This window comes from Herbiconiux sp. L3-i23, assembly GCF_023734115.1.
Taxonomy (GTDB): Bacteria; Actinomycetota; Actinomycetes; order Actinomycetales; family Microbacteriaceae; genus Naasia.
In genome coordinates this window covers 261,101-282,700 of record NZ_AP025737.1, presented here as the reverse complement: position 1 = coordinate 282,700, position 21,600 = coordinate 261,101, and the positions used below count along the sequence as shown (strand labels likewise).

The 21,600-nt window shown below is 69.0% G+C and carries 17 protein-coding genes, 1 tRNA gene and 1 other RNA gene; 6 read left to right on the top strand and 13 right to left on the bottom strand.

Features of this window, described 5'->3' with window-relative positions; genetic code table 11:
* Nucleotides 1-12 precede the first annotated feature (12 nt).
* Nucleotides 13-109: signal recognition particle sRNA small type (gene ffs / locus NGH83_RS01430), an RNA gene on the bottom strand.
* A gap of 63 nt (nucleotides 110-172) precedes the next feature.
* Between ffs and NGH83_RS01425 the strand changes: the two genes are divergently transcribed.
* Nucleotides 173-257 (top strand) — tRNA-Ser (locus tag NGH83_RS01425).
* A gap of 668 nt (nucleotides 258-925) precedes the next feature.
* Complete coding sequence (locus NGH83_RS01420) at nucleotides 926-1,546, top strand: hypothetical protein (RefSeq protein WP_251857300.1); 621 nt, start codon at nucleotides 926-928, stop codon at nucleotides 1,544-1,546.
* Here the strand turns inward: NGH83_RS01420 and menC are convergent.
* The 3 genes from menC to NGH83_RS01405 are packed head-to-tail and all read right to left on the bottom strand — an operon-like array spanning nucleotide 1,543 to nucleotide 4,717.
* Nucleotides 1,543-2,649 carry an o-succinylbenzoate synthase gene (menC, locus tag NGH83_RS01415; RefSeq protein WP_251857299.1) on the bottom strand — a complete coding sequence of 369 codons (1,107 nt, stop codon included), beginning with the start codon at nucleotides 2,647-2,649 and terminating at the stop codon, nucleotides 1,543-1,545. The two genes, NGH83_RS01420 and menC, sit on opposite strands and share 4 nt — an antisense overlap.
* The gene (locus tag NGH83_RS01410) at nucleotides 2,646-3,446 is read right to left on the bottom strand and encodes a GNAT family N-acetyltransferase (RefSeq protein WP_251857298.1); all 801 of its coding nucleotides are present in this window, start codon (nucleotides 3,444-3,446) and stop codon (nucleotides 2,646-2,648) included. Before NGH83_RS01410 ends, menC begins: the two co-directional genes overlap by 4 nt.
* Nucleotides 3,443-4,717, bottom strand: a complete 1,275-nt coding sequence (locus NGH83_RS01405) for a saccharopine dehydrogenase family protein (protein ID WP_251857297.1) — start codon at nucleotides 4,715-4,717, stop codon at nucleotides 3,443-3,445. The genes NGH83_RS01410 and NGH83_RS01405 overlap by 4 nt, the downstream gene beginning before the upstream one ends.
* 81 nt (nucleotides 4,718-4,798) lie before the next feature.
* On the opposite strand from NGH83_RS01405, the gene NGH83_RS01400 reads away from it, so the two are divergent.
* The gene (locus tag NGH83_RS01400) at nucleotides 4,799-5,293 is read left to right on the top strand and encodes a cation:proton antiporter regulatory subunit (RefSeq protein ID WP_251857296.1); all 495 of its coding nucleotides are present in this window, start codon (nucleotides 4,799-4,801) and stop codon (nucleotides 5,291-5,293) included.
* Nucleotides 5,294-5,324: 31 nt separating this feature from the next.
* A complete protein-coding gene (locus NGH83_RS01395; RefSeq protein WP_251857295.1) occupies nucleotides 5,325-6,521 on the top strand; it encodes a cation:proton antiporter in 1,197 nt (398 codons plus the stop codon).
* Here NGH83_RS01395 and NGH83_RS01390 read toward each other — a convergent pair.
* From NGH83_RS01390 to NGH83_RS01370, 5 genes are all read right to left on the bottom strand, one after another.
* On the bottom strand, nucleotides 6,518-7,747 hold the full coding sequence (locus NGH83_RS01390) for a multidrug effflux MFS transporter (RefSeq protein ID WP_251857294.1): 1,230 nt from the start codon (nucleotides 7,745-7,747) through the stop codon (nucleotides 6,518-6,520). The two genes, NGH83_RS01395 and NGH83_RS01390, sit on opposite strands and share 4 nt — an antisense overlap.
* 92 nt (nucleotides 7,748-7,839) lie before the next feature.
* A complete protein-coding gene (locus tag NGH83_RS01385; RefSeq protein ID WP_251857293.1) occupies nucleotides 7,840-9,090 on the bottom strand; it encodes an ROK family protein in 1,251 nt (416 codons plus the stop codon).
* A 76-nt stretch (nucleotides 9,091-9,166) separates the two neighbouring features.
* Nucleotides 9,167-10,168 (bottom strand): sugar phosphate isomerase/epimerase, encoded by a 1,002-nt coding sequence (locus NGH83_RS01380; RefSeq protein ID WP_251857292.1) that lies wholly within the window; start codon nucleotides 10,166-10,168, stop codon nucleotides 9,167-9,169.
* A 58-nt stretch (nucleotides 10,169-10,226) separates the two neighbouring features.
* Nucleotides 10,227-11,372, bottom strand: coding sequence for a Gfo/Idh/MocA family protein (locus NGH83_RS01375; protein ID WP_251858574.1), 1,146 nt, complete (start codon nucleotides 11,370-11,372; stop codon nucleotides 10,227-10,229).
* Between the two features lie 95 nt (nucleotides 11,373-11,467).
* Nucleotides 11,468-12,514, bottom strand: coding sequence for a substrate-binding domain-containing protein (locus NGH83_RS01370; protein ID WP_251857291.1), 1,047 nt, complete (start codon nucleotides 12,512-12,514; stop codon nucleotides 11,468-11,470).
* Between the two features lie 291 nt (nucleotides 12,515-12,805).
* Here NGH83_RS01370 and NGH83_RS01365 point away from each other — a divergent pair, with 291 nt between their 5' ends.
* Nucleotides 12,806-14,281 carry a sugar ABC transporter ATP-binding protein gene (locus tag NGH83_RS01365; RefSeq protein WP_251858573.1) on the top strand — a complete coding sequence of 492 codons (1,476 nt, stop codon included), beginning with the start codon at nucleotides 12,806-12,808 and terminating at the stop codon, nucleotides 14,279-14,281.
* On the top strand, nucleotides 14,278-15,354 hold the full coding sequence (locus tag NGH83_RS01360) for an ABC transporter permease (protein WP_251857290.1): 1,077 nt from the start codon (nucleotides 14,278-14,280) through the stop codon (nucleotides 15,352-15,354). The genes NGH83_RS01365 and NGH83_RS01360 overlap by 4 nt, the downstream gene beginning before the upstream one ends.
* Nucleotides 15,355-15,868: 514 nt before the next feature.
* On the opposite strand, the gene NGH83_RS01355 is transcribed toward NGH83_RS01360, so the two are convergent.
* The 4 genes from NGH83_RS01355 to NGH83_RS01340 form a co-directional block, all read right to left on the bottom strand.
* Nucleotides 15,869-17,290 carry a GH1 family beta-glucosidase gene (locus NGH83_RS01355; protein WP_251857289.1) on the bottom strand — a complete coding sequence of 474 codons (1,422 nt, stop codon included), beginning with the start codon at nucleotides 17,288-17,290 and terminating at the stop codon, nucleotides 15,869-15,871.
* Nucleotides 17,284-19,623: an alpha-xylosidase gene (yicI, locus tag NGH83_RS01350; protein ID WP_251857288.1), complete on the bottom strand. Its 2,340-nt coding sequence runs from the start codon at nucleotides 19,621-19,623 to the stop codon at nucleotides 17,284-17,286. The genes NGH83_RS01355 and yicI overlap by 7 nt, the downstream gene beginning before the upstream one ends.
* A gap of 62 nt (nucleotides 19,624-19,685) precedes the next feature.
* On the bottom strand, nucleotides 19,686-20,558 hold the full coding sequence (locus tag NGH83_RS01345) for a carbohydrate ABC transporter permease (RefSeq protein ID WP_251858572.1): 873 nt from the start codon (nucleotides 20,556-20,558) through the stop codon (nucleotides 19,686-19,688).
* A gap of 23 nt (nucleotides 20,559-20,581) precedes the next feature.
* Nucleotides 20,582-21,565, bottom strand: a complete 984-nt coding sequence (locus tag NGH83_RS01340; RefSeq protein WP_251857287.1) for a carbohydrate ABC transporter permease — start codon at nucleotides 21,563-21,565, stop codon at nucleotides 20,582-20,584.
* Between the last annotated feature and the right edge of the window lie 35 nt (nucleotides 21,566-21,600).

Genomic DNA, 21,600 nt, shown 5'->3' with positions numbered 1-21,600 from the left:
CGGGGCGGGAAAAGAAAGGACCCCCCGCGCACCCGCCAGAGCCCGGTTACCCTTGCTGCGTTTCCGCCCTGGGGGAGTTGGCCTGGATGGCGCCACGCGGGGAGCCACGAAAGAGTCTAGCGGCACGGTAGGATGCTTGATGGCTCGCGCGGCATGTCCGCCCGATCCGACCGGAGGATTCGCCTAGTGGCCTATGGCGCACGCTTGGAAAGCGTGTTGGGTGAAAGCCCTCGGGGGTTCGAATCCCCCATCCTCCGCAAAGAACGACGGCGCCGCCCCCCGGGGCGGCGCCGTCGTTGTTGCGGAGGACCAGGGATTCGGGGAGGAGCGTCCCGCGAAGCGGACCGCGACGGAGTCCCCCATCCTCCGCAAGAACGAAGGCCGCCCTATGGGGCGGCCTTCTGTCATACCGGCCGTCGAGTAAGCGAAGCGCAGCGAGACCACAGCGGCGTGCTCTCGATGCGCTCGTTCCTCGCTTACTCGAGCCGTTTCGATACGGCGCTGGCGCGCCTACTCAACGACCGGGTTGGGACTCGTGTCCTTCGTGTCGCTTCGCGGGGCGGGCAGACTCCATCCCGGTCGTTGAGTAGCGACGAAGGAGCGTATCGAAACGGGTCGAGTAAGCGGAGCGCGTCGAGACCATCTGCGCTCTGCTCTCGATGCGCTCGTTCCTCGCTTAACCGAGCCGTCTCGATACGGGCCTGGCGGCCCTACTCGACGACCGGAATGCGAGCCGTGCCCCTTCGTATCGCTTCGCTCAACGAGCGGCCTTTCACCCGGTCGTCGAGTAGCGACGGAGGAGCGTATCGAGACGGGTCGAGTAAGCGAAGCGCACCGAGACCACAGCACAGTCCGGCGGTCGGCCCCTGGTCAGGGGATAGCCCGCGGGTGCGGGCCGCGGTACTGTCGCGGCAGGGGGAGGGCGATGCGCGCTCGGTTGAAGGCAGGCGAGTCGGTGTCGCTGCGCCCGCTGTTCGTGCGGGTCGCCGGCACCGCGTACCTCTCGTCACTGCTGGCGCTGCTGCCGCCGTTCGTGTCCCTCTACTTCTTGACCATCCCGTCGGGAACCTGGCCGACAGTCGTCGTCACGAACGTGATCGTCGTCGTCGCGCTCTACGTCGGCATCACGCAGATGCGGTCGGCGCGGGTCACCTTCACTCCCGACGCGATCATCGAACTCGGGTACCTCGGTCGCACCGTGCGCACCCCACGGACGGATCTCGCGAAAATCTGCGTCGCCGAGGTCTACAACGGGCGTTCGCTCGACACGCTCACCAACGTCTTCTTCCTCGACGCCGGTGGCAGGACCCGGTTGCGACTTCGAGGCCAGTTCTGGGGCGACAAGAACATCGCCGCGGCCATCGACGCCTACGAACTGCCCGTCGACCGGATCCCCGAGCCGATGGCGCGCTCGGAGCTGAGACACCGCTATCGGCAGAACCTCTACCTGTACGAACGCCGCCCGAGCCTCACCTATGCGGCGGGCGCCGCTGCGCTGCTCGTCGTGGCGACCCCTCTGGTCGCCGCCCTCACGTCGGCCGTCTAGGCCGAGACGGTGACGACCGGCCGGCTGGCGAAGTCGGCGACGAGATCGGTTCGCACGGTGACGCCGATTCCCGGCCTGTCGGGGACGTGGAGCGTGCCGTCGTCGAGTTCGAACGGTTCGGTGATGTCCTCGGCGAAGTAACGACTGCTCGCCGACGTGTCGCCCGGCAGGGTGAATCCGGGGAGTGACGCCAGGGCGACGTTCGCGGCGCGGCCGATCCCGGTCTCGAGCATCCCGCCGCACCAGACGGGGACGCCGCGCGAGCGTGCGACGTCGTGCACCCGGACGGCCTCGAGGTATCCGCCGACACGCCCGGCCTTGATGTTGACGACGCTGGTCGCTCCGCGGTCGATGGCGTCGGCGGCGATGCGGGCGTCGAGGATCGACTCGTCGAGGCAGACGGGCGTGTCGATGGCCGCGGCGAGCGCCACGTGCGACGCGATGTCCTCCTCGACGAAGGGCTGCTCGATGAGCAGGAGCCCGAAGGCGTCGAGTCGCGCGAGCTGCGCGAGGTCGTCGAGCGTGTACGCGGTGTTCGCGTCGACCTGCAGCGGGAACCCGTCGCCGACGAGGTCCCGCACCCGCGCGACGGGGTCCACGTCCCAGCCGGGCTTGATCTTCAACTTGATGCGCCGGTAGCCCTCGGCGAGGTAGCCGTCGACCTCGGCGAGCAGTGTGTCGAGGTCGGGCGCGATGCCGACGGACACCCCGCACTCGACCCGTTGGCGCACCCCTCCGAGCGCCGACGCGAGCGATGCTCCGGCAGCCCGCAGTTCGGCGTCCAGCAGCGCCGCCTCGACGGCGGCCTTCGCCATCCGGTGACCGACGACACCGTGCACGGCGTCGGCGAACCCCGCCGCGGTGATCTGCCGGCCCAGGATGCGGGGAGCGAGGTACCGCTCGATGATCTGCTGCGCTCCGTCGACGTACTCGGCGCTGTAGAACGGGTCGGCCATGGCGACGCATTCGCCCCACCCGTCGCCCGCGTCGCTTCTGACGTGCACGAGCAGCACGTCCCGGGAGTGCTGCACTCCGAAGGAGGTCTCGAACGGACGCACCAACGGCATCGCGATCCGGTGCAGCTCGACTGCCTCGACGATCATGACTTCCCCCTGTCTTCCGCTCCCGGCTCGTCGGCGACGAACACGTACCCCGCGGTATCCGTCTCCGGCCGGAGACCGTCGGTGAGCGCCGACTCGATCACCTGTCGCGACCGGGCGCGCAGTCGGGACGCCTCGGCCGGGTCCTCCGCTCGCAGGGCGTGATAGTCGGGCGTCAGCTCCAGCCGTCGCTCGCCCACCCACTGCGGCGTCGCGCTGCTGTCGGCGGCGAGCGCCGCGAGGACCCGCGGCGAGTCGAGCTCCCACGCCACCTCGAAGCGGTCGCTGGCGTCGTCACCGCTGACCGCGTCGCCGAGGCGGCCGTAGAAGTCGCGGTGGAAGGCGACGACTCGGGCGCCCAGCCGGCCGAGGTTGAAGCGGGCGTTCCTCAGCACCAGCGGATCGTAGGTCCACCGGATCTCGCGGATACCGTGCTCCAACGCATCCGCCCGCTGGACGAGTTTCATCAGGCCGCCCACCCCGCGCCCACGGTATCCGGGCAGCACGGCCGCCATATGGCTGTGCAGGTGGAGCCCGTCGTTCCAGCCGAGCATCGCGAAGGCGGCGCCGACCGGCTGATCGCCGTCGGTGACGAGGATGACGGGGTTCCCGGCGTGCGACAGGGCGGTGAAGAACGAGCGGTCGGGCGAGCGTCCCACACCCCATGTCGCCTCGAACACCTCGACGACCGCCCCGAGCCGTTCGGTCGGCGCCTGCGCCGCGTCGAGTCCGGTTCGTCGGCGCCACCGGTCGACGCTCCGCCAGGCGTCGACGGGGGCGTCGACGGTGGCGTCCGTCATACCGAGCGCTCCTGGAGGTGCCAGGCCTGCCCGTATCCGCCTTCCTCCATCGGACGGGCCATGAGCTCGAGGAAGGGCTCCGCGTCGAAGGACTCGGGCCCGCGCACTCCGGTGCCCGACCAGGTTCCGGCCGCGAGCAGTTCGAGCGCGACGACGGGGTTCAGCGCGGTCTGCCAGACGACGCACTGGCTCTCGTACTCGGCCATCGTCCACTCGTTGTCGCTCACGTGATAGAGGTACACCTCACGGGGCGCCCCGTCCTTGCCGGTGCCCGTGACCCACAGCCCCGCACAGGTCTTGCCCGTCATCCGCGGACCGATGGTCGCGGGATCCGGCAGCGACGCCGCGACGACGTCTCGAGGGGCGACCTCGACGGGACCGTTCGCCGACCGCACCCGCACCGGCGCGGTCTTGTCGAGGTGCAGCTGGTGCAGCGTCTTCAGGATGCCGATGAACTCGGCGCCGAGACCGTACTTGAAGGTCACCCGTCGCGCGTCGAGGAATCGGGGCATCAGCAGCACCTCTTCGTGCTCGACGTTGACGCACTCGACTGGCCCGATGCCCTCCGGGAAGTCGAACACCTCCGGTTCGCTGAACGGCGCCGTCGTGAACCAGCCCCGGTCCTTCTCCCAGACGACGGGCGGGTTGAGGCATTCCTCGATGGTGGTCCAGATGCTGAACGACGGCGCGAAGATCTCGTTGCCGTCGTCGTCGCGCACCACCAGATTGGCTCCGTCCCGGGTGCCGAGCTCGTCGACCTCGGAGAACAGGTGGTCGACGGCGTAGCGGGCGAAGACGTCGCTGAGTCCCGGCTCGACACCCATGCCGACGAGGGCGAGCCGCGACGAGAGCCGCCACTGCTCGTCGGCCGCGAACTGCTCGTCGCCGAGCTTCACCCCCGTATGTTCGTACGGGTGCTCCGGGTGGGGCTCCGACAGGCTCATCGCCATGTCGAGGTAGTCGGCCTCCGCGGCGAGTGCGCCGGCGAAGATCGACGGCACGAACTTCGGCTCGACGGCGTTCATGACATGGGTGGCGCGGCTCTCGCGAGCGACCCGTTCGACCACGTCGGGGTCCGACGCGTCGATCTCCGCGACCGAGAACCGGCCGGCGACCTCGCTGCCGTGACGGTCGGCGATCCAGTCCACCGTGCGCTGCGCGCGAGCGATGTCGTAGTCGCTCACGACGATCGATTCGAAGAACGACCGCCGCGCCGCGATCTTCGCGATCGCATCGCCGACGCCGCCCGCACCCACCAGAAGGATCCTCATGGCTAGACGTTAGCGACGCGGGCCCGCACCTGACCAGCGTCGGGCGCCTCACCCCTTCCGCCCGGTGCTACCGTTTCGGACGTGACAGTGCGCATCGAGAAGGTCGAGCTGCCGGGCATCGGCACCCGCCACGACGTGCTGACCGAGAGCGGCCGGCGCATCGGGGTGATCACCCACCGCGACGGCAAGCGCAACCTGGCGCTCTTCGACGTCGACGACCCCGACGCCTGCCGCGAGTCGGTCAAGCTCACCGACGACGAGGCATCCGCGCTCGCCGATGTGCTCGGGGCGTCGGTGATGCTGAGCCAGCTGACCGGAATCGGCGATCAGGCGACCGGCCTGTTCACCGAGCAGTTGACCCTGCCGGCAGGCTCCCCGTACGCCGGCGGCGTGCTCGGAGACACTCACGCCCGCACACTCACCGGCACCTCGATCGTGGCCATCGCGCGCGACTCGCACATCATCCCGTCGCCCACGCCCGACGCCGCCCTGCACGCGGGAGACACCGTGATCGCGGTCGGCACCCGCCAGGGTCTCGACTCGCTCGCCGAGCTCCTTTCGCGCGGCGCCGGTTGATCGCCCTCCCGACCCCGTCGTCGATTCCTCAGTGAGCGAGTCCACCCTTCTCCTGATCGAGGTCGGCGCTCTGCTGCTCGGCCTCAGCCTCCTCGCGCGGCTCGCAGGCAAGGTCGGTATCTCACCGATCCCGCTGTACCTCGTCGCCGGTCTCGCCTTCGGACACGGAGGCTGGCTGCCCCTCGACGCGAGCGAGGAGTTCCTCGAGGTCGGCAGCGAGATCGGCGTGATCCTGCTGCTCGCCATGCTCGGCCTCGAGTACACGGCGACCGAGCTGGTCGACTCGCTGAGACGCTCGCGGATCGCCGGACTCGTCGACGCGCTGCTCAACGCGCTTCCCGGAGCCGCGTTCGCGCTGCTGCTCGGCTGGGGACCCGTCGCCGCCGTCGCACTCGCGGGCGTCACCTGGGTGTCCTCGTCCGGAGTCATCGCGAAGGTGATCGGCGACCTCGGGCGCCTCGGCAACCGGGAGACGCCGACGATCCTCTCGGTGCTCGTGATCGAAGACCTCGCGATGGCCTTCTACCTTCCCGTGCTCTCGACCCTGCTCGTCGGCGCGGGACTCGTCGCGGGGGCGACCACTCTCGCCATCGCGATCGCCGTCGTGGTCGTCATCCTCTACCTCGCGCTGCGGCACGGTCGCGTGATCTCACGCCTCTTCGCCGAGAACCACCCCGAGTCGCTGCTGCTCGGCGTCCTCGGCCTCACCCTGTTGATCGCGGGCATCGCGCAGCAGGCGAACGTGTCGACCGCCGTCGGGGCGTTCCTCGTCGGCATCGCCCTCTCGGGTCAGGTGGCGCACTCGGCGGAGCGGGTGCTCACTCCGATCCGCGACCTGTTCGCCGCGGTCTTCTTCGTGTTCTTCGGGCTCTCGACGGATCCGGCGGACATCGTGCCCGTCCTCATCCCGGCGCTCGCGCTCGCGGCGGTCACCATCGCGACGAAGGTCGCCACCGGCTATCTCTCGGCGAAGCGGGCGGGCATCGGTGTGCCAGGCCGTTGGCGTGCCGGATTCACGCTCACGGCGCGCGGCGAGTTCTCCATCGTCATCGCCGGCCTCGCGGTGAGCGCCGGCATCGAGCCGCAGCTCGCGCCTCTCGCGACCGCGTACGTGCTCATCACCGTGATCGCGGGGCCTGTGCTCGCGCGCGTGCCGGACGCCGAGTGGTTCAAGTCGTCGCTGCGCCGACGCTCGGACGCGCGCCCCGCCACCCAGACCGAGGTCTAGTCCTCGAGCGCCGGCACGGTCTTCGGTCGCACCACGAACCATAGCGACGCGGTGCCAACGACGGCGGTCGCCAGCATCACCGCGCCCATCGACATCGCGTTCGAGATGCCGAGAGCGCCGACCACCGGCGAGATGACGCCCGCGAGTCCGAAGTTCAGCGCACCGAGCAGGGAGGCGGCGGTCCCCGCCTCCTTGCCGTGATGGGCGAGGGCGAGCACCTGCACGCAGGGGAAGGCGAAACCGCAGGCGAGGATGAAGAAGAACAGCGGGATCACGACGCCGATGAAACCCCACCCGGCGACGACCGAGAGGATGATCAACGCGGACGAGACGATGTGCACGGTCGTCGTGCCGGCGAGGATCCACTGGGGACCGACCCACCGGGTCAGTCGTGACGCCGTCTGATTGCCGACGAGGATGCCGATCGAGTTGATGCCGAACAGCAGCCCGTACTCCTGCGGACTCAGGCCGAACACCTCTTGGAACAGGAACGGCGAGGACGAGAGGTAGGAGAACAGTCCCGAGAACTGCATGCCGCCGATCACGGCGACGCCGATGAAGACCTTGTCGGAGAACAACGCCCGGTACCGCTGGCCGATCGTCGAGTGCCCGGCGTCGTGGGCGCGCGACTCGGGCATGGTCTCGCCGAGCGAGAAGCCGGCGACGACCAGCACGAGGATGCCGTACACGGCGAGGACGATGAAGATCCCGCGCCAATCGACGACCCGGAGCAGCTGACTGCCGATGAGCGGAGCGACGATCGGAGCGAGCGAGGTGACGAGCGCCAGCCGCGACAGCATCCGCACGAGGGGGCGGCCGCCGAACAGGTCGCGCACCATCGCCATCGCCACCACACCGCCGCCCGCGGCGCCGATGCCCTGCAGCACGCGGAACGCGCCGAGCGAGACGACCTCGGGAGCGAGAGCGGCCCCCACCGACGCGGCGACGTGGAGGCCGGTCGCGACGAGCAGCGGCAGGCGCCGCCCCACCCGGTCGCTCCACGGTCCGACCACGAGCTGGCCGAGCGCGAAACCGACCGTCGTCGCGGTGAGGGTGAGCTGGATCGCCGCCTCGGTGACCCCCAGCTCACCCGTCAACGACGGGAACGCGGGAAGGTAGAGGTCGATGGTGAACGGCCCGAGCCCGACGAGCGCGCCGAGGACGATGACGTAGAGGATGCGAGTCGAGCGGGTGAGCGAATCACCCGGGTGGACGACGGAGGTCACTGGTGCGGACGCGGCTTTCGAGGGTCGACGGAGCGGAGGATCCGGTGACCTCGTCGGCACCGCGGATCGAGCCTAACCGCCGCTGCCGACCGTCACCCGACGGCCCGGCCGCCCGGGCGGAGGGCCGCGACGTAGCCGGCCGGATCGCGCAGCAGCTCGCGGAAGACCAGTTCCGCGGCACCGACGTGCAGCAGGTCGGCGCCGAGGTCGGCGCGGCGGATCATCACGTCCTCGCGAGGACCGCGGATCGCCAAGGCCGCGACCCGATCGGGAAGCGCGGTGGCGGCGACGTCGAGCAGGACGCCGAGGAAGCCGCCCAACACGATCACCCCGGGGTTCAGCAGGTTGACGATGTTCTTCAGAGCGACGCCCAGCAACCGGATCTGACGGTCGATCAGCGCCGTGAGGCGGGTGTCGCCGGCGGCGAGGCGGGTCCGAAGCGCCGCCTCCAGCCCGACCGGGTCCCCCGCGACGACCCCTGCCGCTTCCAGCAGGTCGCGTCGGGTGACCTGCGCTTCGAGGCAGCCGATGGCACCGCAGTCGCAGCGCGAGCCGGCACTGTCGACCAGCATGTGACCGATCTGACCCGCGAAGCCGCTCGTTCCCGTGATCAAGCGTCCTTCGGCGACGAGACCGCCGCCGATGCCGCTGGCGCCGCCGTAGAGGTAGGCCATGTGCGCCGAGTTCCGTCCCGCACCGAACACCCACTGAGCCGACGCGCCCACCTGCGCATCGTTCGCCGCGAAGACCGGCAGGCCGAGCGCGTCTCCGATCAGGGTCGACAGCGGCTCGCCGACCCAGCCGAGATGAGGAGCGTCGACGACGAGACCGTCGGAGGTGCGCACGATGCCCGGAACGGCGAGCCCGACACCCACGATCCGGCCCGCCGATTCGAGATCGTCCCGCATCCCGGCCACGACGGCCGAGACGACGTTGACCACCTCGAGCGCGCTGGGGATCCGCGTGGTGCGGTAGGTGACCCGGCGCTGGACGTCGCCGCCGAGACCGATGACGCCGATCTCGACGGCGTCGAGGTCGGGGTTCACCGAGATGACGACAGAGCCCCGCGACGGCTCCACCACCGGACTCGGGCGGCCGATCTGCGATCCGACGGGCTCGGACTCGACGGCGAGGCCGAGTCCGACGAGCTCGGCGGAGAGATCCGCGACGGTCGATCGGTTGAGCCCGGTGGCGCGGGTGAGCTGAGCCCTCGACATCGCTCCGTTCGCGTGCACGAGCGAGAGCACCGTCGACAGGTTGTGCTGCCGGACGTTCTCGAGGTTGCTGCCGAGCGACGTCGGCGCTCCCCCGGTTCCGGCCGCGTCTGCGGCGGAGATCCTCACGGCCGCTCCCTTCGACCGCGCCGGTCGGTGCGGCTGTCGTCGCACCGACCGAGGCGGCGGTTCACCTGTCGACCGGCTACCGGGTGCTGAAGGCCGCGTCGAACGCGGCGGACGGTGCGTCGAAGCCGAACTTGCGCACGAACTCGAGCGCTTCGGGCGCTCCCACGAGGCGGTCCATGCCCGCGTCCTCCCATTCGACCGACAGCGGACCCTCGTAGCCGATGGCGTTCAGCATCCGGAAGCAGTCCTCCCACGGCACGTCGCCGTGACCGGTCGAGATGAAGTCCCATCCGCGACGCGGGTCCGCCCACGCCAGATGCGAGCCGAGCCGACCGTTGCGGCCGTTCAGACGCTTCTTCGTGTCCTTGCAGTGCACGTGGTAGATGCGGTCCTTGAAGTCCCACAGGTACATGGTGGGGTCGAGGTCCTGCCAGACGAAGTGGCTGGGATCCCAGTTGATGCCGAACGCCTCGCGGTGCTCGACCGCGTCGAGAGCCGCCTTGGTCGTCCAGTAGTCGTAGTGGATCTCGCTCGGGTGCGTCTCGCTCGCGAAGCGCACCCCGACCTCGTCGAAGACGTCGAGGATCGGGTTCCACCGGTCGGCGAAGTCCGTGTATCCGGCGTCGACGAGCTCCTCGGCGACCGGCGGGAACATGGCGACGTACTTCCAGACCGACGATCCGGTGAACCCGGTGACGGTCTTCGCGCCGAGGCGGGCCGCCGTGCGGGCGGTGTTCTTCAGCTCCTCGGCAGCGCGGGCGCGCACACCCTCGGGGTCGCCGTCGCCCCACACCGAGTCGGGAAGGATGCCGCGGTGGCGCGCGTCGATCGGGTCGTCGCAGACGGCCTGACCCTTGAGGTGGTTCGCGATCGTGAACACTTCGAGGTTGTTCTTGCGGAGGATCTCGAGGCGGTCGGCGATGTAGTCGTCGTCGGTCGCTCCGCGGTTGGGATCGAGGTGATCGCCCCAGCAGGCGATCTCGAGGCCGTCGAAGCCCCACTCCCCCGCGAGTCGCGCCACCTCCTCGAAGGGCAGGTCGGCCCACTGGCCGGTGAAGAGCGTGATCGGTCTCGTCATGTCCGTCTCCTTTTCGAGGGGTTTCGTCGTGTCGCAGGGAACGCAGGTGGGGCGGCGGTCAGGAGCCGACCGGGGTCCAGGCGCTCCCGGAGTCGGAGCTGCGCTCGACCGCATCGAGCACCCGCTGCACCTGGAGGCCGTCGGCGAAGGACGGAGTCGGCTGCGTTCCGCCGGCGATGGCGTCGACGAGGTCCTTCACCTGGTGCGAGAAGCCGTGCTCGTAGCCCAGCATGTGGCCCGCGGGCCACCACGACCCGGTGTAGGGGTGGCCGGGCTCGGTGACGATGATGCGGGTGAAGCCCTGCAGCTCGGCCGGCGCGGTGGCGTCGAAGAACTGCAGCTCGTTCATGGCCTCGAGGTCGAAGCTCAGCGCTCCGAGCGAACCGGCGATCTCGATGCGCAGGGCGTTCTTGCGTCCAGTGGCGAATCGGCTGGCCTCGAACGACCCGAGCGCGCCCGACTCGAACCGTCCGGTGAAGAGGGCGAGGTCGTCGACGGTGACGGGTCCGCGTTCGCTCGACGCGGTGCCGCTGAGACCGACGGACGACGCCATCCGCGGGCGCTCGGCGACGAGGGTCTCCATCACTCCGGAGACGCTCTCCAGCGAGAGCCCGGTGATGAACTGCGCCATGTCGACGGCGTGCGCACCGATGTCGCCGAGGGCGCCGGACCCGGCGCGGTCCTTGTCGAGCCGCCACGTCAGGGGGGCTTCCGCGTCGGAGAGCCAATCCTGGAGGTAGGCGGCTCTGACCTGCCGGATCTCGCCCAGCCGTCCCTCGGCGACGAGGTCGCGGGCGTAGGTGACGGCGGGAACCCGGCGGTACGTGAAGCCGACCATCGCGGCGATGCCCCGTTCGGCGGCGGTCGCGGCGGCGTCCGCCATGGCGACCGCCTCCTCGACGGTGTTGGCGAGCGGCTTCTCGCAGAGGACGTGCTTGCCGGCGGCGAGCGCCGCGATCGCGATCTCGGCGTGCGAGTCGCCCGGGGTGACGATGTCGATCAGGTCGATGTCGTCGCGTTCGATGACCGCGCGCCAGTCGTCGGCGGACTCCTGCCACCCCCATCGCTCGGCGGCGGCGGCAGCGGCCGACGCGTCGCGTCCGACGAGGAGCGCCATGGTGGGATCGAGCGGCAGGTCGAAGAATCGCGGCGCGACGCGCCACCCCTGCGAGTGCGCGGCCCCCATGAAGCCGTGTCCGATCATCGCCACCCGGAGCGGTGCCGTCGCTGCCATGCTCTCTCCTTACTACTGGTGTGTGGAAGGGCGGGCGCCCGAGGTGGACGCCCGCCCTGGTTCGATCAGGACTCGAACGCGGTCGGCAGGTACTGCTCGACGTTGTCGGCGGTCACGACCGGTGCGTTCAGCACGATCCGCGACGGGACCTCGACCTCGACGAGGTCGCCCATCGACTTGTTCTGCGCGACGAGACGAGCGAGGCGGATGCCGTCGGCGGCCTGCGTCGACGGGTAGATGACCGTCGCCTGGAGCACGCTGTCACCCGCTTCGATCGACCGCATCGCGTTCGCGGAGCCGGCGCCACCCACCATGAAGAACTCGTCACGGCCGGCGGCGTCGATCGCGGCGAGCACGCCGATGCCCTGGTCGTCGTCGTGGTTCCAGATGGCGTCGATCTGCGGGGCCGCCTGCAACAGCTGCGAGGTCGCGGCCTCGCCGCCCTGGACGGTGAAGTCCGCGGCGACGCGGTTACTGACCTCGAGGCCGCAGTCGTCGAGCGCGTCGGCGAAGCCGCGGCTGCGGTCCTGCGTCAGCGGCAGCGAGTCGATGCCCGCGATCTCGGCGATCACCGCGTCGGGGTTGTCGCCCAGCTGCTCGCAGATGTAGGTGCCGGCGCTGACACCCATGCCGTAGTTGTCGCCGAGGACGGTGACGCGGGCGGCGAAGGTGCTCGAGAACTCGCGGTCGACGTTGATGACCGGGATACCGGCCTCCATCGCCGAGATCGCGACATCGGTGAGGGCGGCGCCGTCGGTCGGCAGCAGCACGATCGCGTCGACACCGTCGTTGATGAAGGTCTCGACCTGGCTGATCTGCAGGTTGGCGTCGTTCGTGCCCTCGGCGACGATGAGCTCGACGTCCGGGTACTTCTCCGCTTCGGCGATGGCCGCCGAGTTGATGGCGCCCAGCCAGCCGTGGTCGGCGGCGGGACCCGAGAAACCGATGCGGATGTTCTCGCCGGTCTCCTCGTTCTCGGTGTTGTTGGCGGGGGCGGTGTTGGTGGCTGTGTCGCCGCCGCCCGAGGTGCAGCCCGTGATCAGGGCTGCAACGACCAGCGCCGTACCGGAAGCAGCGACGAGCCGCCTCCGCGTCGAACGTGGTGTCAGCATGATGCGTCCTCCTAGGTATGTGAACTGCAGTGTTCCCGTCGCACGAGGGGGTACGCGGCGACCGTCTTTGGTCGTCGTTGCCGAGCACGTCCTCATTGACGTTTCAGGCAACATAACAGATGCGTCCTGCGGCGCAAGGTGTCGATTTGACAACGGAATCGGGTGGTCGCGCCCCCATTCGACCTCGATCGATCCGAGCCACCGTTTTCTCTGGACCGGCAACAAAGGCTCTGTTAGGTTGCCTGCGTGATCAATGGTGATTATGCGGAACCTCTGCTCGCCGTCAGCGGCTTGAGCAAGAGCTTCGCGGGCGTTCAGGCCCTGCGAAGCGTCCATCTCGACGTCCTGCCCGGCGAGGTGCACTGCGTGCTCGGCCAGAACGGCGCGGGCAAGTCGACCCTCATCAAGATCCTCGCGGGGGCCTATCAGCCCGACGAGGGCGAGATCGTCTGGAACGGTGAGCCGGCCGCGATCGGCTCCCCCGTCGCTGCGCTCGGGCTCGGCATCGCGACGATGTACCAGGAGCTCGACGTCGTCGACGGCCTCAGCATCACCGAGAACGTCTACCTCGGTCACGAGCTCGCGACGGTCGGCTTCCTGAAGAGTCGCGACGCGAACAACCGGGTGCGGGAGCTGCTGCGTCGGCTGGGCCACCCCGACCTCTCCCCCACCCGCGAGGTCGGCACGCTCTCGGCCGCCGAGAAGCAGATCGTGAGCATGGCCCGCGCGCTCTCGCACGACATCCGGCTGATCATCATGGACGAGCCCTCCGCCGTGCTCGACTCCGAAGAGGTCGACAACCTGTTCCGGGTGGTCCGCGACCTCACCGCCTCGGGCATCGCGGTGATCTACATCTCCCACCGCCTCGAAGAGATCCGCCGCATCGGCGACCGCATCACGGTAATCAAGGACGGGGCGACGACGGCGTCGGGTCTCGCTGTGGCCGACACTCCCACCGCCGACCTGATCACGCTCATGACGGGCCGCGCCATCGCGAACGTCTTCCCGCCTCGTCCGGCGCCCCGACCGGGTGCCGAAGAGCTGCTCCGAGTCGACGACCTGGGGCTCCGCGGCTGGTTCGAGGGTGTGAGCTTCTCGGTGAGAGCGGGCGAGGTCGTGGGGCTCGCCGGGCTCGTCGGGTCGGGCCGATCCGAGATCCTCGAGACCGTGTACGGCGCGCGCAAGGCGACGAGCGGCTCCGTCACCGTCGGCGGCCGCCCGCTCGGGCGCGGCTCCGTCCCCGGCGCGGTCGATGCCGGCATCGGGCTGTCGCCCGAGGAGCGCAAGTCGCAAGGGCTGATCCTCGACGAGCCGATCTACCGCAACGTGACGCTGTCGACGTTCGCCCGCTTCGCCCGGGGCGGGTTCCTCCGTGAGCGCGCCGAGATCCGGGCCGCCTCGGAGCAGATCGACGCACTCGAACTGCGCCCCGCCGACCCCGAGCGCGCCACGCGCACGCTGTCGGGCGGCAATCAGCAGAAGATCCTGCTCGGCCGTTGGCTCCTGCACGACACCAAGGTCCTGCTGCTCGACGAGCCGACGCGCGGCGTCGACGTCGGAGCCCGCGCCGAGATCTACGCGCTCATCGCCCGACTCGCCGCCGAGGGCGCCGCCATCGTGGTCGTCTCGAGCGAGATCGAAGAGGTGCTCGGCCTCTCGGACCGGGTGCTCGTCATCGCAGAAGGCCGGGTCGTGCACGAAGGACCCGCGAAGGACATCGACGAGCACCGCGTGCTCGATCTCGTCATGGAAGGAACAGCAGCATGAGCGACGCCAGCAACGGAGCAGGCGTATCCGTCGGTCAGATCACCGACCCGAGCGTCGGAGGTCAGCCGCCGGTCGGCGGTAATCCGCGGGGCGGCGCGAAGTCGGCGTTCGGGCGCATCCTGGGCGGCGCGGCCGGACGCAACCTCGGCCTCGTCATCGCCCTGATCGCCCTGTGCATCGTCGGCGCGATCAGCGCGGGCCCGCGCTTCACCGACGTCGAGAACTTCATGACGATCATCCGGTTCGCCTCGGTGACCGGGGTGCTGAGCATCGGCGTCACGTTCGTCATCATCGCGGGCGGCATCGATCTGTCGGTCGGATCGGTACTCGGCCTCGCGACCGTCATCCCGACCCTCTCGGCGGTGCAAACGTTCGCGGGTCAGTCGTCGTGGCTCGTCATGGTGCTCATCGCCCTCGCCGTCGGAGCCGTCGCCGGCCTCATCAACGGCGTCGTGATCGCCTACGGCAACGTGGTGGCGTTCATCGCGACGCTGTCGATGCTGGTCGCGGCGCGCGGGCTCGCCGAGATCTTCGCCAACCGGTCGACCCAGATCGTGCGCGACCAGGGTTTCCTGAGCTTCTTCCGCGGCGACTTCCTCGGCGTCTCCCCGCTGATCTGGATCTTCCTCATCGTCGCGATCGCCGGCTGGGTGCTGCTCAACCGCACCACCTTCGGTCGTCGCACGATCGCGATCGGTGGAAACCTCGAGGCCGCCCGTCTCGCCGGTATCAAGGTGAAGCGCCACACCATGTACCTCTACGTGCTCGCGGGTCTCACCGCCGGCATCGGCGCGGTCATGATGATGGCGCGCACCACGGTGGGCACGTCGACGCACGGCACGCTGTACGAGCTCGACGTCATCGCGGCGATCGTCGTCGGCGGCACGCTGCTCGTCGGCGGTCGCGGCACCATCGTCGGCACCGTCTTCGGTGTGCTGATCTTCGCGGTGCTGACGAACATCTTCACGCTCAACAACCTGAACACCTCGGTGCAGGCGGTCGTCAAGGGCGTGATCATCGTGATCGCGGTCCTCCTCCAGCGCCGCTTCGCCGAACGCTCCTCCCGCCGCTGAATCCGATATTGCGGGCATGAACGCACGTTCCGGCGCGGCATGTCGCCCGGAACGTGCGTTTTCGCGTGACATCTGGTGGCTGAGGAAGCCACTAAGCGACCCTCGCGAGCGACAGGTTGCCGGGTCGTCGGTGTGCGGATTCTGCCGCTCGCGTCATTCCGCGACGGGCCTGGCGGCCCTCCTCAATGACCAGATATCGCTGGTCGCTGAGGAAGCCGCGAAGCGGCCCACGCGAAGCGACGACTAGTGGGTTGCCAGTCTGTGGACCCTGCGACCCATGGCACTTAGCGACGGGCCTGACGGCCCTTCTCAGCGACCAGATATCGCTGGTCGCTGAGGAAGCCGCGAAGCGGCCCACGCGAAGCGACGACTGGTGGGTTCGTCGCTGTGTGTACCGGCAACTCGAGTCATTCCGGACGGGCCTGGCGGCCCTCCTCAAGCACCAGGAGCGAGAACGCACGTTCCGGGCTTGTGTGCCCGCCGGAACGTGCGTTCATGCCCGCAATATCGGATCTCAGGGGAGGGTGCGGGTGGCGATCAAGCTCTTCAGCCAGAGGGCGCTGTCCTTCAGGGTGCGCTCCTGGGTGTCGTAGTCGACGCGGACGATGCCGAAGCGCTTGGAGTAGCCGTAGCCCCACTCGAAGTTGTCCATCAGTGACCACACCGTGTAGCCGCGCAGGTCGACGCCCTTCTCGATCGCGCGGTGCGCCGCCGTGAAGTGCCGGTTCAAGTAGTCGGTGCGCTCGACGTCGTGCACGCGACCGTCCTCGACCGTGTCGGGGAACGCGGCGCCGTTCTCGGTGATCATCAGCGCCTGCTCGGGGAACTCCTCGTGAAGGTGCAGCAGCAGCTCCTCGAGACCGTCGGGCGCGATGTTCCAGCCCATGTCGGTGTACGGCCCGGCCTGCACCTGGAACTCGACGTCGCGGCTGCCGGGCCACGGCGAACCGCCGACGTCCTTGTGCCCGTCGGCGTTCTCGCGCGGCGAGACGCCGTCCCACATCTTCACCGTGACGGTGGAGTAGTAATTGACGCCGAGGATGTCGATCGGCTGGTGGATGAGCTTCTCGTCGCCGTCCTGCACGAACGACCAGTCGGTGACCGACGCCGTGTCCTCGAGCAGATCAGCCGGGTAGGCGCCCTTCAGCATCGGACCGGTGAACGCACGATTGGCGAGCGCGTCGATGCGGCGGGCCGCCTCGGGCGTCGTCTCGTCGTCGCCGCGGATGACGTGGAAGTTCAGCGTCACCGAGGTCTGCGGATCGTTCGTCGCGGTCTCGCGGATGACCGGGATGGCGAGGCCGTGCGCGAGGTTGAGGTGGTGCACCGCGGTGAGCGCGGCAGCGCCGTCGGTGCGACCGGGCGCGTGGGCGCCGGAACCGTAGCCGAGGTAGGCCGAGCACCACGGCTCGTTGAGGGTCGTCCAGGTGTGCACCCGGTCGCCGAGCGCGCGCACGGCGTGCTCGGTGTACTCGGCGAAGCGGTAGGCGGTGCCGCGGTTGGTCCAACCGCCCTCGTCTTCGAGCGCCTGGGGCAGATCCCAGTGGTACAGCGTCGCGATCGGGCGGATGCCCCGCTCGAGCAGCCCGTCGACGAGCTTCGAGTAGAAGGCGAGACCCTTCTCGTTGGCCGCCCCGACGCCGGTGGCCTGGATGCGCGGCCACGCGATCGAGAACCGGTACGAGTCGAGCCCGAGGTCCTTCATGATGTCGAGGTCCTGCTCGAACCGGTGGTAGTGGTCGTCGGCCACGTCGCCGGTGTCGCCGTTCCACACCTTGCCCGGCGTGTGCGAGTAGGTGTCCCAGATCGACGGGCCGCGGCCGTCCTCGTTCGCGGCGCCCTCGATCTGGTACGACGCCGTGGCCGAACCGATCACGAAGTCGGGGGCGAACTGAAGTCCGCTGTCCCGATAGTCGGCGGATCCCTTGGTCACCATGCGAGCTCGGCCTTCCCCTTCGCAGCGACGACCGGGCTGCCGCCCGCGACGCGGACCGCGAAGCGCTCGGCGCCCTCCGAGGTCACGATAACCCCGTCGGCGTCGGCGCTGACCACGAATTCGGCCGAATCGCCGTCGGGGGTGCTGATGACGAGCGTCTTGCTCCACTCCCCCGGCGTCTTGTGGATCTCGAGGGTGAGTCCGTCGAGGTAGTCGTAGTCGGCGCGGTCGGCCCGGGCGCCCCACGCGATGACGGCGCCTTCGCGCACGTACAGCGGCAGGGTGTCGAAGCGGTGCGTCTCGCGCAGCCAGCGCCCGCCCTCGATGCGTTCGCCGGTCCAGTGGTTGGTCCACGTGCCCGCGGGCAGGTAGAACTCCACGACGCCGTCGGCGCTGAACACCGGCGCGACGAGCAGGTCGGAGCCCAGCATGTACTGGCGGTCGAGGTGCAGCGCGGTCGGGTCCTCGGGGAACTCGAGCAGCATCGGGCGCATGAGCGGGACGCCGGTGGCGCTCGCCTCGCGTCCTGCCGCGTAGAGGTACGGCATGAGTCGCAGCTTCAGGTCGAGGAACGCACGGGTCACCTCGACGGCACTCTGACCGGGCTCCTCGGTGCCGTCGTCGAAGACCCACGGCACCCGGTAGGAGCCGGAGCCGTGCAGACGCGAGTGGCTGCCGAGCATGCCGAACGCGACCCAGCGCTTGAAGACTCCGGCGTCGGGGGTCCCCTCGAAGCCGCCGATGTCGTGGCTCCAGAAGCCGAAGCCGCTGAGCGCGAGCGACAGACCGCCGCGCAGCGTCTCCGCCATCGACGCGTAGGTCGAGGTCGAGTCGCCGCCCCAGTGCACGGGCAGACGCTGGCCGCCGGCGGTCGCGGACCGCGCGAAGAGCACGGCTTCTCCGGCACCGCGACGCTCTTCGAGGACCTCGAACACGGCCTCGTTGTAGCGCTGCGTGTAGAGGTTGTGCATGCGGTCGGGGCTCGAGCCGTCGAAGTACTCGACCTCGAGCGGGATGCGCTCACCGAAGTCGGTCTTGAAGCAGTCGACTCCCTGGTCGAGCAGTGCGCGCAGCTTGCCCTGGTACCACTTCGTCGCGGCGGGGTTGGTGAAGTCGACGAGCCCCATGCCGGCCTGCCAGAGGTCCCACTGCCACACCGAGCCGTCGGGCTTCTTCACGAGGAAGCCCTGGTCGGCGGCCTCGCGGAAGAGCGGAGAACGCTGTCCGATGTACGGATTGATCCAGACGCAGACGCGCAGGTCGCGCTCGTGCAGGCGCGAGAGCATCCCCTCGGGGTCCGGGAAGACGCGGGGGTCCCATTCGAAGTCGCACCAGTTGAACTCGCGCATCCAGAAGCAGTCGAAGTGGAACACGCCCAACGGCAGGTCGCGCTCGAACATGCCGTCGATGAACTCGTTGACGGTGGCTTCGTCGTAGTCGGTGGTGAAGCTCGTCGACAGCCACAGCCCGTACGACCAGGCGGGCACCTCGGCGGGACGCCCGGTGAGCGCTGTGTAGCGGGTGAGCACGTCCTTCGGGGTGGGCCCGTCGACGATGAAGTACTCGATGCTCTCGCCCGGCACCGAGAACTGCACCCGCTCGACGGCCTCGGAGCCGATCTCGTAGCTGACGTGGCCGGCGTCGTTGACGAGGACGCCGTAGCCGCGGTTCGAGAGGTAGAACGGGATGTTCTTGTACGCCTGCTCGCTGGAGGTGCCGCCGTCGGCGTTCCAGATCTCGACGGTCTGGCCGTTCTTGACGAGGGGACCGAAGCGTTCGCCGAGACCGTAGATGGTCTCGCCGACGCCGAGGTCGAGCTGCTCGTGGACGTAGGTGGAAGCGGCAGGCGACGCGGTCGCGGCGCGGGCGTTGCCCACCACTCCGGGATCGACCTGCGCGTCGGGAGCGAGCTGCATGTAGCCGAGCGACTTGTGCCCACTGGCGGTGAGCACGCGCCCGCCGGAGGAGAACGTGAGTGCCCAGGGGGCGCCCTTGCCGACCGTCGCGGTGAGCGATCCGGAGGTGAGGGTCGCCACGCCGTCCTCATCTGTCGTCACTCGGCCGACGCCCTCGGTCGCGCCGACGAGCTCGAAGCCCAGGGGCCGTGGCGCGCCCTGGAAGTGCTCGGCGCGCACGCCGATGACGCCCTCCATCGGCGACCAGATCGTCACGGTGAACGTCGGCCGGTTGAGGGTCGCCCCGCGCGAGGTGATGACCGCGGTGGGCGCGGTGACGACGATCTCCGTCGCGGTGCTCTCCACGTCGTACGCCTCCTGGGCGTAGAGCGCGGTGACGCCGGGGCGGATCTGCCAGAACCCGTCGGTGAACTTCATGACGTGCCTTCCCGTCGGGCGCGGCCCGACGAATGTGGTGCGTGGTGATGCGAGGTGCGGGACTACTTGACGGCGCCGGCGGTGACGCCGCGGGTCAGGGTCCGCTGGAAGATGAGGAAGAAGATGAGGGTCGGGATGACTCCGAGCAGCGCCGAGGCGCTCGTCGTGGTCACGTCCATGAGGCGGTCGCCCTGCAGCACGCTGATCGCCACGGGCACCGTCTGAGTCGCGTTGTCGACGAGGAAGGTGAGCGGGATCAGGAACTCGTTCCAGGTCCAGATGAAGAAGAAGATGAGCAGCACGCTGAGCGTCGGCCGGCTGATGGGCACGATCACGCGCCACAGCGTCGTCCACCGCGAGGCCCCGTCGAGCGCCGAGGCTTCGAGCACCTCCTTCGGGAAGGTGCCGAACACCGACGAGAGCAGGTAGGTGCCGAACGCGCTCTGGATGACCGTGAAGATGATCACGACCGACCACGGGTTGTTGTACAACCCGATCTCTTTGAACATGAAGTAGAGCGGGTAGAGCAGCGCCTCCTGCGGCAGCAGGTTCGCGAGCAGGAAGACGAGGACGACCCACGTGTTGCCGCGCACACGGCCGATGCCGATCGCGAACGCGTTGAGGATCGAGACGAGCACCGCCAGGATCGCGACCGATCCCGAGATCCAGATCGAGTTCCACAGCTTCTCGGGGAAGTTGACGCGGTTCCAGAAGTTGATGAGACCGTCGAGGTAGAACTGGCCGGGCAGCGACAGGGGGCCGGTCGAGTTGTACTCGGCAGGCGACTTGAAGCTGTTGATGAGGATGAGGATGAACGGGAACGCGATGAGGATCGCGCCGGCGATCGCGAGCCCGAGGATCACCCAGTCGACTCCGCCGGGACGGTTCTGCCGACGACGGCGGGGCGCCTTCGTCTCGCTCTTGGTCTGCACCATCTCGAGTGCGGGGGCGGTCGTGGTCACAGTCCCTCCCGGTCTGCGCGCTCCGCTGCGCTCTGCGCGCGGAGGAAGAAGATGGCGACGATGCCGATGAGGATCGTGAGCGCCGTTGCGATGGTCGCGCCGTAGCCGACCTGCTGCGACTGGAAGAACTCGCTGTACGCGTAGTAGCTCGGCACCAGCGTGCTGTTGCCGGGGCCGCCGCGGGTGAGCACGTAGATCGGGCCGAACACCTTGAGGGCCGCGATGGTGCAGGTGAGGGTGACGACGAAGATCTCGGGGCGGATCATGCCGACGGTGATCGCGCGGAAACGACGCCACCAGCCGGCCCCGTCGAGCTCTGCGGCTTCGTAGAGCTCGGGGTCGACGCGCTGCAGGGCGGCCATGAAGATGACGACCGGGTAGCCGAGCTGCACCCAGATGAGCACCGCCATGATGCTGAGCAGCGCGGTGTCGGGGCTGCCGAGCCAGTTCGAGGCGAGCCCGCCGAGGCCGATCGACTCGAGGATCTCGTTGAGGGCGCCGTTCTGCGGGCGCAGGATCCAGCCGATGACGATGCCGGCGATGGCGACGGGCAGGATCTGCGGCAGGTAGTAGGTGGCGCGGAGGAAGCTCGCGATCTTCCCGCCGAACTTCTTGCCGATGATGTCGAAGAGGATCGCGGCGATGACGAGGCCCAACACAGTGGGCACGATGACCATCGCGACGACCATGGCGATCGTGTTGCGGAACGAGGCCCAGAAGTCCTCGTCGCCGGCGAGCTGCACCCAGTTCTCGAGGCCGATGAACTCCGGAGGGCGGATGCCGCGGTACTCGGTGAAGGAGAGGTAGAAGTTCCAGACCAGCGGGATCACGACGATGAACGTGACGAGCGCGAGTCCGGGGATGAGGTAGAGCCACCATCCGGCGGCCCGCGTTCCCCGGTCGGGGAAGGAGCTCTGCTCCGCGTTCCGCTGCGATCGCTTCGGACGCTCTTTGCGCACGAAGGGTACTGCTGTTGCCATGGGGTCCACCTCGGGAACTGCGTCGGTGACTCTTC

Coding starts and splice junctions, on each gene's coding strand:
- NGH83_RS01345 (WP_251858572.1), bottom strand. CDS start 20,558: ATGGTGCAGACCAAGAGCGAGACGAAGGCGCCCCGCCGTCGTCGGCAG.
- yicI (WP_251857288.1), bottom strand. CDS start 19,623: ATGAAGTTCACCGACGGGTTCTGGCAGATCCGCCCCGGCGTCACCGCG.
- NGH83_RS01340 (WP_251857287.1), bottom strand. CDS start 21,565: ATGGCAACAGCAGTACCCTTCGTGCGCAAAGAGCGTCCGAAGCGATCG.
- NGH83_RS01405 (WP_251857297.1), bottom strand. CDS start 4,717: ATGAGGATCCTTCTGGTGGGTGCGGGCGGCGTCGGCGATGCGATCGCG.
- NGH83_RS01355 (WP_251857289.1), bottom strand. CDS start 17,290: ATGGTGACCAAGGGATCCGCCGACTATCGGGACAGCGGACTTCAGTTC.
- NGH83_RS01420 (WP_251857300.1), top strand. CDS start 926: ATGCGCGCTCGGTTGAAGGCAGGCGAGTCGGTGTCGCTGCGCCCGCTG.
- menC (WP_251857299.1), bottom strand. CDS start 2,649: ATGATCGTCGAGGCAGTCGAGCTGCACCGGATCGCGATGCCGTTGGTG.
- NGH83_RS01370 (WP_251857291.1), bottom strand. CDS start 12,514: ATGCTGACACCACGTTCGACGCGGAGGCGGCTCGTCGCTGCTTCCGGT.
- NGH83_RS01410 (WP_251857298.1), bottom strand. CDS start 3,446: ATGACGGACGCCACCGTCGACGCCCCCGTCGACGCCTGGCGGAGCGTC.
- NGH83_RS01360 (WP_251857290.1), top strand. CDS start 14,278: ATGAGCGACGCCAGCAACGGAGCAGGCGTATCCGTCGGTCAGATCACC.
- NGH83_RS01380 (WP_251857292.1), bottom strand. CDS start 10,168: ATGACGAGACCGATCACGCTCTTCACCGGCCAGTGGGCCGACCTGCCC.
- NGH83_RS01375 (WP_251858574.1), bottom strand. CDS start 11,372: ATGATCGGACACGGCTTCATGGGGGCCGCGCACTCGCAGGGGTGGCGC.